The sequence below is a fragment of the Streptomyces sp. LARHCF249 genome (genome assembly GCF_052871255.1).
Map to the genome: position 1 here is coordinate 1 of NZ_JBIXJQ010000012.1, position 13850 is coordinate 13850.

The following is a 13850-nucleotide window of genomic DNA, read 5'->3' on the forward strand; positions in this document are numbered from 1 at the left end:
GGCTCGCCGCGCTCATCGGCCCGCTGCTGGCCGATCCGGACCGGTTGGCGTCGATGGCCGGCGCCGCCGACCCCGGCCCGCACGCGCGGGCCGCCGCCCAGCGGGCCGCGGAGGTTCTCCGCGTGGCCGGGGGGGGGGGCGCCCCCCCCCCCCCCCCCGCCCCCGCCGCCCCCCCCCCCCCCCCCCCCCGGCGCCCCCGCGGGGGGCCCCCCCCCCCCCCCGGGGGGGGGGCCCCCCCCCCCCGGCTCTTGCGCGCGCCCGCGTTCACTCGTCCTCGATGCCCAGCAGCTCCAGGAATGCCGCGGCGGCCGGGGTGCGGCTCTCCCCGCCCCAGATCACGTACTCGGCGCGGGCCGGTGCGTCCGTCACCTCGATCGTGGCCATCCCGGTCAGACCCGCGACGTACGCGGGCGGGAGCAGGGCCACGCCCAGGCCCGCGCCGACCAGGCGGGCCAGGTAGTCCGCGTTGGTCACCTCGAAGGCGACCTCGCGGGTGAGGCCGGCGGCGGTGAACGCCAGATCGGACTGGGCCCGGCCGGCGGTCTTCGCCGGGAGGTCGACGAACACCTCCGAGGACAGCCGGCGGAGGTCGACCGAGGTCTCGCCGGCGAGCGGGTGGTCCGGGGAGACCACGGCGACCAGCCTCTCCCGGGCCAGCTCCCGGGCGTTGACGCCCCGGGGGCGGGCCGTGACGGGGATGCCGAGGAAGGCCACCTCGATCTCGCCCTCCTTGACCCGTTCGACGAGCTCGTCGCTCGCTCCCACGCTGAGGCTGATCCGGGCCTTCGGGTGGCGCTGGTGGAAGTCCCTGAGGACGGCGGGAATGTCCACGGCGGCGACGGTGGGGATCAGCCCCACCGCGAGGCGTCCGCGCACCTCCCCCACGGCCGCCGCGACTTCGGCGGCGGCCCGCTCCGCCGCGTCCAGGCACTGGCGGGCGGCGGGCAGGAAGGCCGCGCCCGCCGAGGTCAACCGGACCCGGCGGCTGGTGCGTTCGAAGAGCCTCGCACCCAGCTCCTTCTCCAGGCGCGCGATCTGGTGGCTCAGCGCGGACTGGACCACCAGGCAGCGTTGGGCGGCCCTCGTGAAGCTGTTCGTCTCGGCCACGGCGATCACGTACCGCATCTGCTGGAGCTCCATGGATCCATCGTGATACGTGATCCATCGCGTGACAAGCATGTGTTGGACTCATCGATACCCCGGGCCCGACACTGGTGGAGACCGCACACGGCAGGAACGTCCTCGGGCCGACTCCCCCGGGCGGGCCCTCGATCGGGGCCCTCCGGCATGCCCGCGAGCCGCGTCTCCGCTGCCTCTTCCCTCCCTCCCGCACCTGGGCGCACACCGCCGAGGCATGCCTGCGCGCGCCCTCGTGCCCGCGACACCGAAAGGACGAGCGACCGCCATGAGCACCACGCCATCGCGTTCCGAGGCGACCATCGCCGACATCTGGGTGGACCCCCGCTGCCCCTGGGCGTGGATCACCTCACGCTGGATGCTGGAGGTGGAGCAGGTCCGGCCGCTGGAAACCCGATTCCACATCATGAGCCTGTCGGTCCTCAACGAGGGCCGCGAGGTCCCGGAGAAGTACCGCCAGGGCATGATCGACGGCTGGGCCTGCGTGCGGGTGTGCATCGCCGCGCAGCAGCGGCACGGCGACAAGGTGCTGCGCCCCCTCTACAACGCCATGGGCCGTCTGATCCACCTCGAGAAGGCCGGGCTCGGCCACGACATGATCCGCGCCGCGCTGCAGGAGGCGGATCTGCCCGCCGACCTGATCGAGGCCGCGGACGACTCCTCCTGGGACGAGCCGCTGCGGGCCGAGCACCACGAGGGGATGGACCCGGTCGGTTCCGAGGTCGGCACCCCCGTGATCCACGTGCCCGGCCCGGACGGGAAGCCGCTGGCGTTCTTCGGCCCCGTGCTCACCCCCGCCCCCCGTGGCGAGGCCGCCGGAACGCTCTGGGACGGCGTGCTGGCCGTGGCGGGCACCGACGGCTTCTTCGAGCTGAAGCGCGGCCGCGACCGCGACCCGATCTTCGACTGAGCTGGCCGGACGGACGTCGGGAGCCACGGTGATTCCCGCGGGATTGAGGCAAGATGAAGAGCAGACAGAACGTACTCACGGCAGCCCTGACCGGCCTGGCTCCGGCGGTCTGGGGCAGCACCTACCTGGTGACCACCGAGCTGCTGCCACCGGACCGGCCGCTGCTGGCGACCACCATGCGGGCCCTGCCCGGCGGCCTGATCCTGCTGGCCCTCGGCCGGAAGCTTCCGGTCGGCGTCTGGTGGTGGCGCGCGCTGGTGCTGGGCGTTCTGAACATCGGCGCCTTCAACTTCCTGCTCTTCGTGGCGGCTTACCGGCTGCCGGGCGGCATCGCCGCCATGATCATGTCGGCCCAGCCGATGTTCGTCGTGGTCCTCGCCGCCCTCTTCCTCAGTGAGCGGATCAGAGCCATCCACGCCCTGGCCTGCGTCATGGGTACGGGGGGCGTGGTGCTGCTCGTCTTCAGGGGCACGGCGTCCCTCGACACCGTCGGAGTCCTCGCCGCGGTCGGCGGAGCGCTGTGCATGGCCTCGGGCATCACGCTGACCAAGCGGTGGGGCCGGCCGGAGGGCGTCGGCCTGCTCACGTTCACCGGGTGGCAACTCACGGCGGGCGGCCTGGTCCTGCTGCCGTTCTGGCTGTCGCTGGAAGACCTTCCCGACGGTCTCACCGGTTCCAACGTCATCGGGTTCGCCTACCTCATCACCCTGGGCGCGGTCCTGAGCTACATGGTCTGGTTCCGGGGCATCGAACGCCTGCCGGCCGTGGCGGTCTCCTTCCTCGCCCTGGGCAGCCCGGTCGTGGCGACCCTGCTGGGCTACTTCTTCAGGGACGAGACGCTGTCGCTCCTCCAGATCGTCGGAGTGGTCGTCATCTTCCTGGCGGTCGTGCTCGGCCAGCCGCGCCCGCCCAAACCGAAGTCCGAGCAGATCCCCTCGGCTCCACCCCGCACGACCGTCCCGCAACTCCCCGACCAAACCGCTCTTGAACAGGAACGCAGCGGATAACGCCGGGCGCACCTCCCCACGCCATGACCTCCTCGTCGGACACCAGCGCCATGAGGCATTCGCGTACCACGCCTGACCACATCCGGAGAGATGACATGACCATTCAAGAAGAGACAAACGTCCCCGCCACGCCACAGAAGCAGCTGTCCCCGACCCGGGGATGGCTGGGTGTGGCTGCCATCACCGCCAGTCTGTTCGTCTTCCTCACCACCGAACTGATGCCGATCGGCCTGCTCACCCCGCTCAGCGAGAGCCTCGGCGTCTCCGTGGGCTCGGCCGGCCTCATGGTCACGGCACAGGGTGTCGCGGCCGGCCTCGGCGTGCCGTTCATCGTGGCGTGGACCCGGCGCGTCAACCGGCGCCGGCTGCTGACCACGCTGCTGGCCGTGCTGGCCGTCGGCAACCTGATCACCTCGATCGCCCCGAACTACCCGCTGATCCTGGGCACCCGCCTGATCATGGGCTTCGCCAGCGGCGTCTTCTGGGCCATCGGCGTCAGCATGGCCATGCGCATCGTCCCGGAGAAGCACGCCAACCGGGCCGCCGCCGTCGTGATGTCCGGCATCTCGATCGCCACCGTCGTCGGCATCCCGCTCGGCACCCTGCTGGAGAGCGCCAGCGACTGGCGCACCACCTTCCTGATCTGGGCCGGCCTCAGCGCTCTGGTGTTCCTCGCGGTCGCCTTCACGATCCCCTCGCTGCCGTCGGCCAACGCCGTCTCGGTCCGCGAGGTCTTCGGACTGCCCGTCAAGAACGTGTCGCTGCGCGTCGTCCTGGTCATGGTCGTGTTCTTCGTCCTCGGCCACTTCGGCGCCTACACGTTCGTCCGGCCGTACCTCGAGGAAAGTACGTCCGCCACCGTCGGCTTCATCACCGTCGTCCTCATCGTCTTCGGCATCGGCGGCGCGGTCGGCAACTTCATCGGCGGTCAGACCGTCAACAAGAGCCTGCGGGGCAGCTTCATCGCGGGCGGCCTGGCCATGATCGCCGCACTCGTCATGCTGCTGACCATCGGCACGAACGACGTCGGTGTGATCGCCGCCATGGTCCTGTGGGGCCTCGCCTTCGGCGTCGTCCAGCTCAGCCAGATCAACATGACGCTCTCGGCGGCCCCCGACACCTTCGAGGCCGCGATGTCGCTCAACACGATGGCCTACAACACCTGCATCGCCCTGGGCGCCCTCATCGGCGGCCTGTTCGCCGACCACGTGGGCGTCTCGAGCGTCGTCTGGTTCGGCATCGTCCTGGTGGCTCTCGCCGTGATCCTGCGCGCCGCCACCGGCCGCCGGACCACGCCGGCGAGCTGACCCCTCCCGACCACCGAAGCACGGAGCGGACGTCGCGCACTCCCCCGCCGTGACGATCCGCACCGTCTCCGGTGCCGTGGGCGCGTGTTCCGGCCAGCGATGGCCGAGCACGCGCCCACTTCGCGCTCCCTGCGGGAACTCCCGCTCCGCACCGTCCGCCGTGCCGCTACCGCGGCCCGGCGCTCACGAAAGGCCACGGCACCTCCCATGAGGACCCCCACCGACCGCACCACCCACGCCGACCTCACCGAGACCGCCGCCTCCGTCGGCGGGCTGGCCCGGGACCTGGCCGACGACCTGGCCGCGGGCCGTTGGACGCCGACCCACCTGGACCGGCGCCTCGCCCGGTTCCTCGCCACCGCGTCGGCGGGCGACGGGCGGCTCACGGCCGAACGGCTCCGTACGGCGTTGTGGGAGGGCGGCGAGCCCTTCCTCCGGCAGCCGGACAACCGCTTCGCGTCGCTGCTGGCCCAGTTGGTCCCCGGCACGGCGTCCGTCCTGGACGAGGCGACGGTCCACGCCCTGCTGCAGCGCCTGACCGCACACGTGTGACCCGTCGCCCCGGCGCCGCACCCCGGCCGCGTCCCCGCACTAGGCCGGGTCGACCAGCGGGAGCAGCTCGCCCGCGGGGTGGGGGCGGGTGTGCTCGCGCTGCTCGAGGCCGAAGGTGGTGAAGGCGGTGCGGGCGGGCTGGGGGTAGGGGTTCTTGCCCGTGAGGGTGTTGAGGATGGCGGCGCTGCGCCAGGCGGCGAGGCCGAGGTCGGGGGCTCCGACGCCGTGGGTGTGGCGTTCGCCGTTCTGGACGAAGATGCTGCCGGTGACGGCGGGGTCGGTGATCATCCGGTAGCGGTCGTCGATGCGGGGGCGGCCGGAGGAGTCCTTGCGCAGGTAGGGGTCGAGGCCTGCGAGGAGGCCGGTGAGGGGCCGTTCGCGGTAGCCGGTGGCGAGGACGACGGCGTCGGTGGTGAGGCGGGAGCGGGTGCCCTGGTCGAGGTGTTCGAGGTGGAGTTCGACCTTGGTGGTGGCGACGCGGCCGGCGGTGCGGACGCTGACCCCGGGGGTGAGGACGGCGTCGGGCCAGCCGCCGTTGAGGGTGCGGCGGTAGAGCTCGTCGTGGATGGCGGCGATGGTGTCGGCGTCGATGCCCTTGTGGAGCTGCCATTGGGCGGGGACGAGCTTGTCGCGCACGGGTTCGGGCAGGGCGTGGAAGTAGCGGGTGTAGTCGGGGGTGAAGTGCTCGAGGCCGAGCTTGGAGTACTCCATGGGGGCGAACGAGGGGGTCCGGGCGAGCCAGGTGAGGCGTTCGCGGCCGGCGGGGCGGGCGCGCAGGAGGTCGAGGAAGACCTCGGCGCCGGACTGGCCCGATCCGATGACGGTGACGTGTTCGGCGGCGAGGATGCGCCCGCGGTGGTCGAGGTAGTCGGCTGAGTGGACGACGGGGACGGCGGGGGCTTCGGCGAGGGGCCGCAGGGGTTCGGGGACGTAGGGGGCGGTGCCGATGCCGAGGGCGAGGTGGCGGGTGTAGGTGCGGCCGAGGGCTTCGGCTTCGCCGTCGGAGTCGAGTTGGGTGAAGTCGACTTCGAAGAGGTCGCGTTCGGGGTTCCAGCGGACGGCGTCGACCTGGTGGCCGAAGTGGAGTCCGGGGACGCGGCCGGCGACCCAGCGGCAATAGGCGTCGTATTCGGCGCGCTGGATGTGGAACCGCTCGGCGAAGTAGAAGGGGAACAGCCGTTCCTTGTGCTTGAGGTAGTTGAGGAAGCTCCAGGGGCTGGCCGGGTCGGCGAGGGTGACCAGGTCGGCGAGGAAGGGGACTTGGAGGGTGGCCCCGTCGAGGAGGAGTCCGGGGTGCCAGCGGAAGTCGCGGCGCTGGTCGTAGAAGGCGGTGGCGAGTTCGCCTGCTCCTTGGTGCGGCAGGCCGTGGGCGAGGGCCGCGAGGGACAGGTTGAAGGGGCCGATGCCGATTCCGACGAGGTCGTGGGGTGCATCGAGCTGGGCGGTCATCGGTGGGTGCTGCCTTCCAGGAGGGCGATGAGGTTGTCCAGGTCTGCCGCGGTGGTGTGCGGGTTCAGCAGGGTGGCTTTGAGCCAGAGGCGGCCGTCGGCGCGGGTGCGGCCGAGGACGGCGCGGCCTTCGTGCAGGAGGGCGCGGCGCAGGGTGGCGACCTGGGTGTCATCGGCGTGGGTGGGCCGGAAGAGCACGGTGGTGAGGGTGGGGGGTGCGTGGAGGACGAAGCCGGGGTGGACGTCGAGGCGTTCGGCGAGGTGCTGGGCGAGTGCGCAGGTGTGGTCGATGAGGCGGGTGAGGCCGTCGCGGCCGAGTGAGCGCAGGGTCGTGGCGATCTTGAGGGCGTCGGGTCGGCGGGTGGTGCGCAGGGAGCGGCCGAGGAGGTCGGGCAGTCCGGCTTCGGTGTCGTCGGTGGCGTTGAGGTAGTCGGCCTGGTGGGCGAGGGGGGCCAGGAGGGCGGTGTCGGGGACGGCGAGGAGCCCGGCGGCGACCGGCTGCCAGCCGAGTTTGTGCAGGTCGACGGTGAGGGATGCGGCCCTTTCGAGGCCGGCGACCTTGTGGCGGTGTCGGGGGCTGAGGGTGAGGAGTCCCCCGTAGGCGGCGTCGATGTGGAGGTCGGCGCGGTAGCGGTCGCAGAGGTCGGCGATGCGGTGGAGGGGGTCGATGAGCCCGGCGTCGGTGGTGCCGGCGGTGGCGGTGACGAGGACGGGGCCGGGGGTGGCGGCGAGGGCCTGGGCGAGGTCGGCGGGGTCGAGGGTGCCGGCGGGGGTGGGGAGGGCGGTGGCCGGGCGGAGGCCGAGGAGCCAGGCGGCCCGGGGGATGGAGTGGTGGGCGTTGGCGCCGTGCAGGACGGTGAGGCGGGGGCCGTGGCGTTCGCGGGCCAGGAGCAGGGCGAGTTGGTTCGCTTCGGTGCCGCCGGTGGTGACGAGGGCGTCCGCGTGCGGGGTGTCGTAGAACTCGGCGGCGAGCGCACGGGTGACGAGGGCCTCGATGGCGGAGGCGGCGGGGGCCTGGTCCCAGGAGTCCAGGGACGGGTTGAGGGCACTGGCGGCGAGGTCGGCGGCGGCCGCGGCGGCGAGGGGCGGGCAGTGCAGGTGGGCCGCGCAGAGCGGGTCGGCGGGGTCGGCGGCGCCGGCGGCGAGGGTGTGCACGAGGGTCCGGAGCGCTTCGTGGTCCCCGGTTCCCTTCGTGGGGAGTACGTCGCCCAGCGCGGCCCGGACGCGGGCCGCGAGCGGTTCCGGCCCGCCGGCCGGAAGCGGCCCGCCGCGCTCCTCGGCTCCGGTGCGCAGGGCGTCGAGGACCGTGTCGAGGAGGGGCCGCATGGCTTCGGCGCCGTGGGCTCCGCCGGCGAGCGGGGGCAGTGTGCCGGGCGGCGCGGTCATCGGGGGCCTCCGGGGCTGGGAGGGGTGCGGGGCGGGGCACCCTGCCGGTACAACGATCCGACCCGAATGGGGTAACCGCCGGGGTTTGTCCGGGATCGATTCCCGGCTGGTTCCCTGGCGGGGCCTCGGCCCGACGTGACGGAACTCCGCCCCGGACCCCGACCCCCGACCCCGCCCGCCCCGCCCCGCCCCGCCCCGCCCCGCCCCGCCGGAGGCTAGCCGCGGACCCGCAAGGCGCGGGCCAGGTCGTCGAGTTGGTCGACCAGCTTGCGGCGCAGGAGCGGGAGGACGTCCGGGTCGGCGAGGCAGGCGTGGCCGGCCTGGAGGTGGGCCTCGTCCACGGCGTACACCGGGAAGGCCCAGCGGCCGGCGGCCTCGCCGATGGCCGGGCCGCGGCGGGCGGCGAGGGCGACGGCATCCGGGTAGAAGCGGGGCACGTACTCCCGTACGAGGTCGGCCTGTTCGGGCTGCCAGAAGCCCTGGGCGGTGGCGCTGAACAGGTAGTTGGAGAGGGTGTCGTCGTGGAAGAGCCGGTCCCAGGCGGCGGCCTTGGCCTGCGCCGTGGGGAGCGCGGCGCGGCAGCGGGCCGCGCCCTCCTGGCCGGTGGCACTGGGGTCGGCGGCGAGGGCTGCGTCGATGTCGCTCTCTTCGACGGCGCCGAGGACGGCGAGGCGGGACAGGATGCGCCAGCGCAGCTCCGGGTCGAGGGCGGGGCCGCCGGGGACGGCGTCGGCGGCGAGCCAGGCGGCGGGGGTGTCGGGCTGGGTGGCGCTGTCGATGAGGGTCCGTACGGCGGTCAGCCGCAGGCCGGGGTCGGAGCCGTCCTCGGTGCGCCGCAGCAGGTCGCGCGCGATGGCGGTGACGGTGGCGAGGGCGGCGGTCCGCCGTTCGGGGGCGACGTAGCGGGTGGCGACCTGGGTGCGGGCGAAGGTGAGGACGCCCTGGACGATGGCAAGGTCGCGTTCCGCCGGCAGGTGCGCTTCGGCGGTGGCCAGGTAGTCGCCGGGGTCGAGTTCGCCGTCGCGGACCATGTCGCGCAGGGAGTTCCACACGACGGTGCGGGTGAGGGCGTCGGGGATGCCGGAGAGGCCGCGCAGGACGGTTTCGACGGAGGTCTCGTCGAGGCGGATCTTGGCGTAGGAGAGGTCGCCGTCGTTGAGGACGAGGAGGGCCGGGCGGGGCCCGCCGACGGAGAGGACCTCGTCGGAGGGCACGTCGAGGTGGAGGAAGTCGGTGCGTTCCAGGGTGCGGCCGCCGGCGGGGTCGCGGTGGTAGACGCCGGCCGCGATGCGGTGGGGTCGGCTGCCCTTGCGGTCGACGGTGAGGGTCCAGCCGCCGGCGCCTTCGGCGCCGTCGGGGCTCGCCTCGATCTGCGGGGTGAGGGTGTCGATGCCGGTGGTGCGCAGCCAGACCCGGGCCCAGGCGTGGACGTCGCGTTCGGTGTGGGCGGCGAGCGAGTCGACGAAGTCGGCGAGGGAGGCGTTGGCGAACTTGTGGCGGGCGAAGTGGGTGTTGATGCCGGCGAGGAAGTCCTTCTCGCCGAGCCAGGCGACGAGTTGGCGCAGGGCGGAGGCGCCCTTGGCGTAGGAGATCCCGTCGAAGTTGAGGAGGGCGGAGGCGGTGTCGGGGACGTCGTCGGGGTCGGGGGCGACGGGGTGGGTGGAGGGGCGCTGGTCGGCGTCGTAGCCCCAGGCCTTGCGGGTGACGCCGAACTCGGTCCAGGTGTCGGTGAAGCGGGTGGCTTCGGTGAGGGTCTGGTAGCCCATGTATTCGGCGAAGGACTCGTTGAGCCAGATGTCGTCGAACCAGGCGAGGGTGACGAGGTCGCCGAACCACATGTGGGCCATCTCGTGGGCGATGACCATGGCACGGGTCTGGCGTTCGGTGTCGGTGACGGCGGAGCGGTAGATGAACTCGTCGCGGAAGGTGACGAGGCCGGGGTTCTCCATGGCTCCGGCGTTGAACTCCGGTACGAAGGCCTGGTCGTAGGAGTCGAACGGGTAGGGCTCGGTGAACTTCTCCTGGTACCGGTCGAAGCAGTCCGTGGTGAGGGAGAGGATCTCGTCGGCGTCGGCGTCCATGTGGGGGGCGAGGGACTGGCGGCAGTGGATGGCGAAGGGCAGTCCGGCGTGCTCGGTGGTGACGCTGTGCCAGGGGCCTGCGGCGACGGCGGCGAGGTAGGTGGAGATGGGGGGCGTGGGGGCGGAGGCCCAGATGCCGGCGCCGTCCGCCTCGCGGACCCCGGTGCGGGTGGTGATGCCGTTGGCGAGGACGGTCCAGTGTGCGGGGGCGGTGACGGTGAACTCGAAGACGGCCTTGAGGTCGGGCTGGTCGAAGGCCGGCAGGACGCGCTGGACGTCGTCCATGAACATCTGGCTGTAGACGTACGCCTCCCCGTCCGCGGGGTCGGTGAAGCGGTGCAGGCCCTCGCCGGTGCGGGAGTAGCGCATGCGGGTGTCCAGGCGCAGCTCGTGGGGGCCTTCGGCGAGGCCGGTGAGCGGGAGGCGGTTGTCCTCGAGGGTGGCCGGGTCGAGGGGGTGGCCGTCGAGCGTGGCGGAGCGCAGTTCGTCCGGTTTCAGCTCCAGGAAGGTGTCTCCGGCGGTGCGGGCGGTGAACCGGATGACGGTGGTGGAGCCGAAGGCCGCGTCGCCGACGGTGAGGTCGAGGGCGACGGCGTAGTGGTGGACGTCGAGGAGCTGGGCTCGGAGCTGCGCTTCTTTGCGCGTCAGTGCGGACATGGGGCCCATGCTGCCGCACGGTCCGGCCGGGCCCCAGTGCGCTTCGCCGCCTGGCCGAGCGGTCTTCGGGGACCGGGTCTTCGGGGACCGGGCTCAGGCCTGGTCTTCGCCCGCCGCGATCGTCTCGTGGTGGCGGATCACCTCGGCGATGATGAAGTTGAGGAGCTTCTCGGCGAAGGCGGGATCGAGCTTGGCGTTCTCGGCGAGCTGGCGCAGCCGGGCGATCTGGCTGGCCTCGCGGCCCGGGTCGGCCGGGGGGAGCTGGTGCCTGGCCTTGAGGTGGCCGACCTGCTGCGTGCACTTGAACCGCTCGGCGAGCATGTGGACCACGGCCGCGTCGATGTTGTCGATGCTGTCGCGCAGGCGGGCGAGTTCGGCGGCGACGTCGTCATCGATGCCGTTGCCGTTCCCGCCGCCGAACCCGTTGTCGATCTCGTCGATGTTGTTCATGGTCACCGAGAATACGTGGCGGGGGCGGGTGGTTCCCCGGACAGCCGATCAGTGAGACGGGAACCGGCCGCCTGCCGGTCGAGTGCTGGTCACAGGGGCAGGATCGCGGTGACGAGCCGGCCGCCTTCGGGGGTGGGCCGGACGGCCGAGGCGAACGGCGTCGGCGGTGTGGGGGTGGCGCCGGGCCCATCCCGCCAGGGGGCTCACCGGGGGGCTCCCTGGGCCGCAGGGGCTCGACCCAGCCCCTCCGGCGTTTGAGGCGCGGAGCCCGGGGCAGAGCCCCGGGAACGGCGGCCCGCCCGCACGTGGCCCGGCCGAAGCGGTCTTGACCGTGGACAGGGAGGCGTAGGGCTCGGCGGCGATCTCGGCGTTGGTGAGCCCGCGCGCGAGGCACCGTACGACGTCCCGTTCCCGATCCGGCGGCGGGCCTGGACGGCCGGGTTCCGCGGGGCCATGTCGCGCAGCAGCCGCACGGTGATGGCGGGCGAGACGAGCGAGTCGCCGACGGCCGCGGCGCGTACCGCTTCAACCAGCACGGCCGGGCTCGCGTCTTTGAGGAGGAAGCCGGACGCTCCGCCGTGGAGCCCGGCGTGGACGTATGCGTCGAGGTCGAAGGTGGTGACGATGACGATGCGCGGGATGTCCCGGCCGGAGAGGCGGCGGGTGGCTTCGAGGCCGTCGAGCTTCGGCATCCGGATGTCGCGGAGCAGGACGTCCGGCCGGTGCTCGGCCGCGGCCGTCTGGTCGTCCGCGATGACCACTCTGATGCCCATGCGCTGCCTGCCCCGCTGTCGCCCGGTGCCGGCTCGGCTTCCTTCCCCTGGGACCGGTGCGCGCGCGGGCCCGCAACCGCATACGTACGTACCGTCGGGCGGTACTCCTGCCGACGGTACGCACGTATGCGGCGCGGGGCCTCGTCCTTCCGGCCGGTTCCCACCGGGCCGGAAGGACGAGGGGGTGGGGCGGGTGCGGGCGGGGGTGCTACATGCTTGCCGCGGCGCTCTTGATCGCGGCGGCGAAGGTGGAGACCTCGGTGTAGACGCCGGGGTAGTCCGGCCGTGCGCAGCCCTCGCCCCAGCTGACGATGCCGACCTGGATCCAGGCGTTGGCGCTGTCGCGGCGGAACATGGGGCCGCCGGAGTCGCCCTGGCAGGTGTCGACGCCGCCCTGGTCGAGGAATCCGGCGCAGATCTCCTCGCCGGGGACGAGGGAGCTGCCGTACGCGGCCTGGCAGGCGGCGTCGGAGACGAAGGGGACGGTGGCCTTCATGAGGTAGCGCTGCTGGCTTCCGCCTTCGCGGGTGGCGCCCCAGCCGGCGACGGTGAAGGTGCCGTTGTCGTACTGCTTGGTCTCGGCGATCTTGAGGGTCGGCAGGTTGATGGGCTGGGCGAGCTTGATCAGGGCCCAGTCCTTGCCGGTGCCGTTGTAGCCGGGGGCCTGGAGGACCTTGGTGGACCTGACCTTGATGGCGCTGGAGCTGCGCAGGTCGACGACTCCGGCGGTGGCGGTGATGGAGGTGTTGTTCCCGGAGCCGCTCACGCAGTGGGCGGCGGTGAGGACGATCTGCTGGGTGTAGAGGGCGCCGCCGCAGCCCATGGAGAGGCGGACCATGAAGGGGAATTCGCCCTGGGCGGCGCGGGTGCCGCCGACGACGGGGGCCGGGCCGGCGCTGGCGGTGCTGGGCTGGAGGCTGACGGCCGCGAGGGCGACGGCGCCGACGGCGAGGGTGCGCTTGAGGAACCGCACGAGGGTGGACACAGTCAACACACTGCCTTTCGTGGGGGGTTGGGCCGTGCGCGTCATTGGGTGAATGACGAGTCCATGACACATCCGATGTATGGCGGGCATCAAGAACGTGTTTTCGGACAACTTCCCGCCGGGGGGACGGCATGACGGAGAACAGCAGGCACAGCAGCCCGGTCGAGCACGGATTTCCGCACCTGGAGACGGTCCGCGCCTCGGTCACGGCGCTGTTCCGCCGACTGACCCCCGACGGGATCCGGGCCTACGACACGAGCTTCGCCCCGGCCGACGCGGCCTTCGGCGGCGACGAGGACCTGCACCTGGGGGCCCACCGGGTGGCCTCCGCGATGGTCCGCGCCCTGCGGCTGCCCGACGCGCGCCTGGTGGTCGCCTTCCGGCCGATGCGGGACGCGGCCTCAGTGGAACTGGCGGCGGGTCCGGAGTACTTCGTCGAGGTCAACGACCGCTTCCGGGTGCACCGCCGCGACCTGGCGGCCGCCCTGGCGCACGAGGTGGCCCACGTCCTGCTGCACCGCCTGGACCTGCACTTCCCCACCACCGCGGAGAACGAGATCCTCACCGACACCGCCGCCGCCCTCCTCGGCGCCGGCTGGCTGCTGCTCGACGCCTACCGCGAGGACGCGCTCACCCACCAGAAGCTGGGCTACCTCACCCCGGAGGAGTTCGGCTACGTCCTGGCCAGGCGGGCCGCCCTGTTCGGCGAGGACCCCTCCACCTGGTTCAGCAGCCCGCAGGCGTACGAGGCCTACGTGCGCGGCCGCGGCCTGGCCGAGCGGGAGCTGCGCCGGCCCCCGCTCGCCGCGGCCTCCCCGGGGGCCCGGCGCCGGTACGCGAGGGCCCGGCGCACCGGGACTCCCCCGGCGGACGGGTCGGCGTACCGCTTCGAGCGCAACGACGCCGGGCTGCTGGTGAGTTTCCCCTGCCCGGTGTGCGGACAGCGGCTGCGGCTCCCGGCGCGCGGTCCGCTCAGGGCGCGGTGCGGACTGTGCCGCACGGTGCTGGACTGCGACACCTAGGGTCTGCCCAGGCGGAGTTCGCCTCGCTCCACCGTGATCCGCGTTGATTCATCGCCCGGCCACGAAAAGTTTCCTACCGGCCAGTAGACACAGGGGCGGATCCGGCCAATCCTGATCGCGTACATGCCAACTGCG

Annotated in this window: 11 protein-coding genes and 1 pseudogene; 5 read left to right on the top strand and 7 right to left on the bottom strand. The window is 72.8% G+C overall.

Annotated elements, in window-relative coordinates:
• Positions 1 to 264: 264 nt before the first annotated feature.
• Positions 265 to 1140, bottom strand: a complete 876-nt coding sequence (locus ACIPUC_RS29335; RefSeq protein ID WP_446593405.1) for a LysR family transcriptional regulator — start codon at positions 1138 to 1140, stop codon at positions 265 to 267.
• A gap of 265 nt (positions 1141 to 1405) precedes the next feature.
• On the opposite strand from ACIPUC_RS29335, the gene ACIPUC_RS29340 reads away from it, so the two are divergent.
• The 4 genes from ACIPUC_RS29340 to ACIPUC_RS29355 all read left to right on the top strand — a co-directional run bounded on the left by ACIPUC_RS29340 (position 1406) and on the right by ACIPUC_RS29355 (position 4913).
• Positions 1406 to 2047: a mycothiol-dependent nitroreductase Rv2466c family protein gene (locus ACIPUC_RS29340; protein ID WP_446593407.1), complete on the top strand. Its 642-nt coding sequence runs from the start codon at positions 1406 to 1408 to the stop codon at positions 2045 to 2047.
• 53 nt (positions 2048 to 2100) lie between these two features.
• Positions 2101 to 3054, top strand: a complete 954-nt coding sequence (locus ACIPUC_RS29345) for an EamA family transporter (protein ID WP_446593408.1) — start codon at positions 2101 to 2103, stop codon at positions 3052 to 3054.
• 170 nt (positions 3055 to 3224) lie between these two features.
• Positions 3225 to 4361 (top strand): MFS transporter, encoded by a 1137-nt coding sequence (locus tag ACIPUC_RS29350; protein WP_446593410.1) that lies wholly within the window; start codon positions 3225 to 3227, stop codon positions 4359 to 4361.
• A 207-nt stretch (positions 4362 to 4568) separates the two neighbouring features.
• The gene (locus ACIPUC_RS29355; RefSeq protein ID WP_446593412.1) at positions 4569 to 4913 is read left to right on the top strand and encodes a hypothetical protein; all 345 of its coding nucleotides are present in this window, start codon (positions 4569 to 4571) and stop codon (positions 4911 to 4913) included.
• Between the two features lie 39 nt (positions 4914 to 4952).
• On the opposite strand, the gene ACIPUC_RS29360 is transcribed toward ACIPUC_RS29355, so the two are convergent.
• The 6 genes and pseudogenes from ACIPUC_RS29360 to ACIPUC_RS29385 all read right to left on the bottom strand — a co-directional run bounded on the left by ACIPUC_RS29360 (position 4953) and on the right by ACIPUC_RS29385 (position 12738).
• Positions 4953 to 6362, bottom strand: coding sequence for a lysine N(6)-hydroxylase/L-ornithine N(5)-oxygenase family protein (locus ACIPUC_RS29360; protein WP_446593413.1), 1410 nt, complete (start codon positions 6360 to 6362; stop codon positions 4953 to 4955).
• Positions 6359 to 7747 carry a pyridoxal phosphate-dependent decarboxylase family protein gene (locus ACIPUC_RS29365; RefSeq protein ID WP_446593414.1) on the bottom strand — a complete coding sequence of 463 codons (1389 nt, stop codon included), beginning with the start codon at positions 7745 to 7747 and terminating at the stop codon, positions 6359 to 6361. Before ACIPUC_RS29365 ends, ACIPUC_RS29360 begins: the two co-directional genes overlap by 4 nt.
• Positions 7748 to 7962: 215 nt before the next feature.
• A complete protein-coding gene (gene pepN, locus ACIPUC_RS29370; protein ID WP_446593415.1) occupies positions 7963 to 10485 on the bottom strand; it encodes an aminopeptidase N in 2523 nt (840 codons plus the stop codon).
• A 93-nt stretch (positions 10486 to 10578) separates the two neighbouring features.
• Positions 10579 to 10935 carry a chorismate mutase gene (locus ACIPUC_RS29375; protein WP_446593417.1) on the bottom strand — a complete coding sequence of 119 codons (357 nt, stop codon included), beginning with the start codon at positions 10933 to 10935 and terminating at the stop codon, positions 10579 to 10581.
• A gap of 321 nt (positions 10936 to 11256) precedes the next feature.
• Positions 11257 to 11708, bottom strand: a pseudogene (locus ACIPUC_RS29380) (response regulator); the annotation flags it as partial.
• A gap of 208 nt (positions 11709 to 11916) precedes the next feature.
• Positions 11917 to 12738: a serine protease gene (locus tag ACIPUC_RS29385; protein ID WP_446593418.1), complete on the bottom strand. Its 822-nt coding sequence runs from the start codon at positions 12736 to 12738 to the stop codon at positions 11917 to 11919.
• 86 nt (positions 12739 to 12824) lie between these two features.
• On the opposite strand from ACIPUC_RS29385, the gene ACIPUC_RS29390 reads away from it, so the two are divergent.
• Positions 12825 to 13715 carry a hypothetical protein gene (locus tag ACIPUC_RS29390; protein ID WP_446593419.1) on the top strand — a complete coding sequence of 297 codons (891 nt, stop codon included), beginning with the start codon at positions 12825 to 12827 and terminating at the stop codon, positions 13713 to 13715.
• Positions 13716 to 13850: the final 135 nt, after the last annotated feature.

Excerpts from the sequence above, each read along its gene's own strand:
- pepN (WP_446593415.1), bottom strand. The coding sequence starts at position 10,485 with ATGTCCGCACTGACGCGCAAAGAAGCGCAGCTCCGAGCCCAGCTCCTC.
- ACIPUC_RS29375 (WP_446593417.1), bottom strand. The coding sequence starts at position 10,935 with ATGAACAACATCGACGAGATCGACAACGGGTTCGGCGGCGGGAACGGC.
- ACIPUC_RS29360 (WP_446593413.1), bottom strand. The coding sequence starts at position 6,362 with ATGACCGCCCAGCTCGATGCACCCCACGACCTCGTCGGAATCGGCATC.
- ACIPUC_RS29340 (WP_446593407.1), top strand. The coding sequence starts at position 1,406 with ATGAGCACCACGCCATCGCGTTCCGAGGCGACCATCGCCGACATCTGG.
- ACIPUC_RS29365 (WP_446593414.1), bottom strand. The coding sequence starts at position 7,747 with ATGACCGCGCCGCCCGGCACACTGCCCCCGCTCGCCGGCGGAGCCCAC.
- ACIPUC_RS29335 (WP_446593405.1), bottom strand. The coding sequence starts at position 1,140 with ATGGAGCTCCAGCAGATGCGGTACGTGATCGCCGTGGCCGAGACGAAC.
- ACIPUC_RS29345 (WP_446593408.1), top strand. The coding sequence starts at position 2,101 with ATGAAGAGCAGACAGAACGTACTCACGGCAGCCCTGACCGGCCTGGCT.
- ACIPUC_RS29355 (WP_446593412.1), top strand. The coding sequence starts at position 4,569 with ATGAGGACCCCCACCGACCGCACCACCCACGCCGACCTCACCGAGACC.
- ACIPUC_RS29385 (WP_446593418.1), bottom strand. The coding sequence starts at position 12,738 with ATGACGCGCACGGCCCAACCCCCCACGAAAGGCAGTGTGTTGACTGTG.
- ACIPUC_RS29390 (WP_446593419.1), top strand. The coding sequence starts at position 12,825 with ATGACGGAGAACAGCAGGCACAGCAGCCCGGTCGAGCACGGATTTCCG.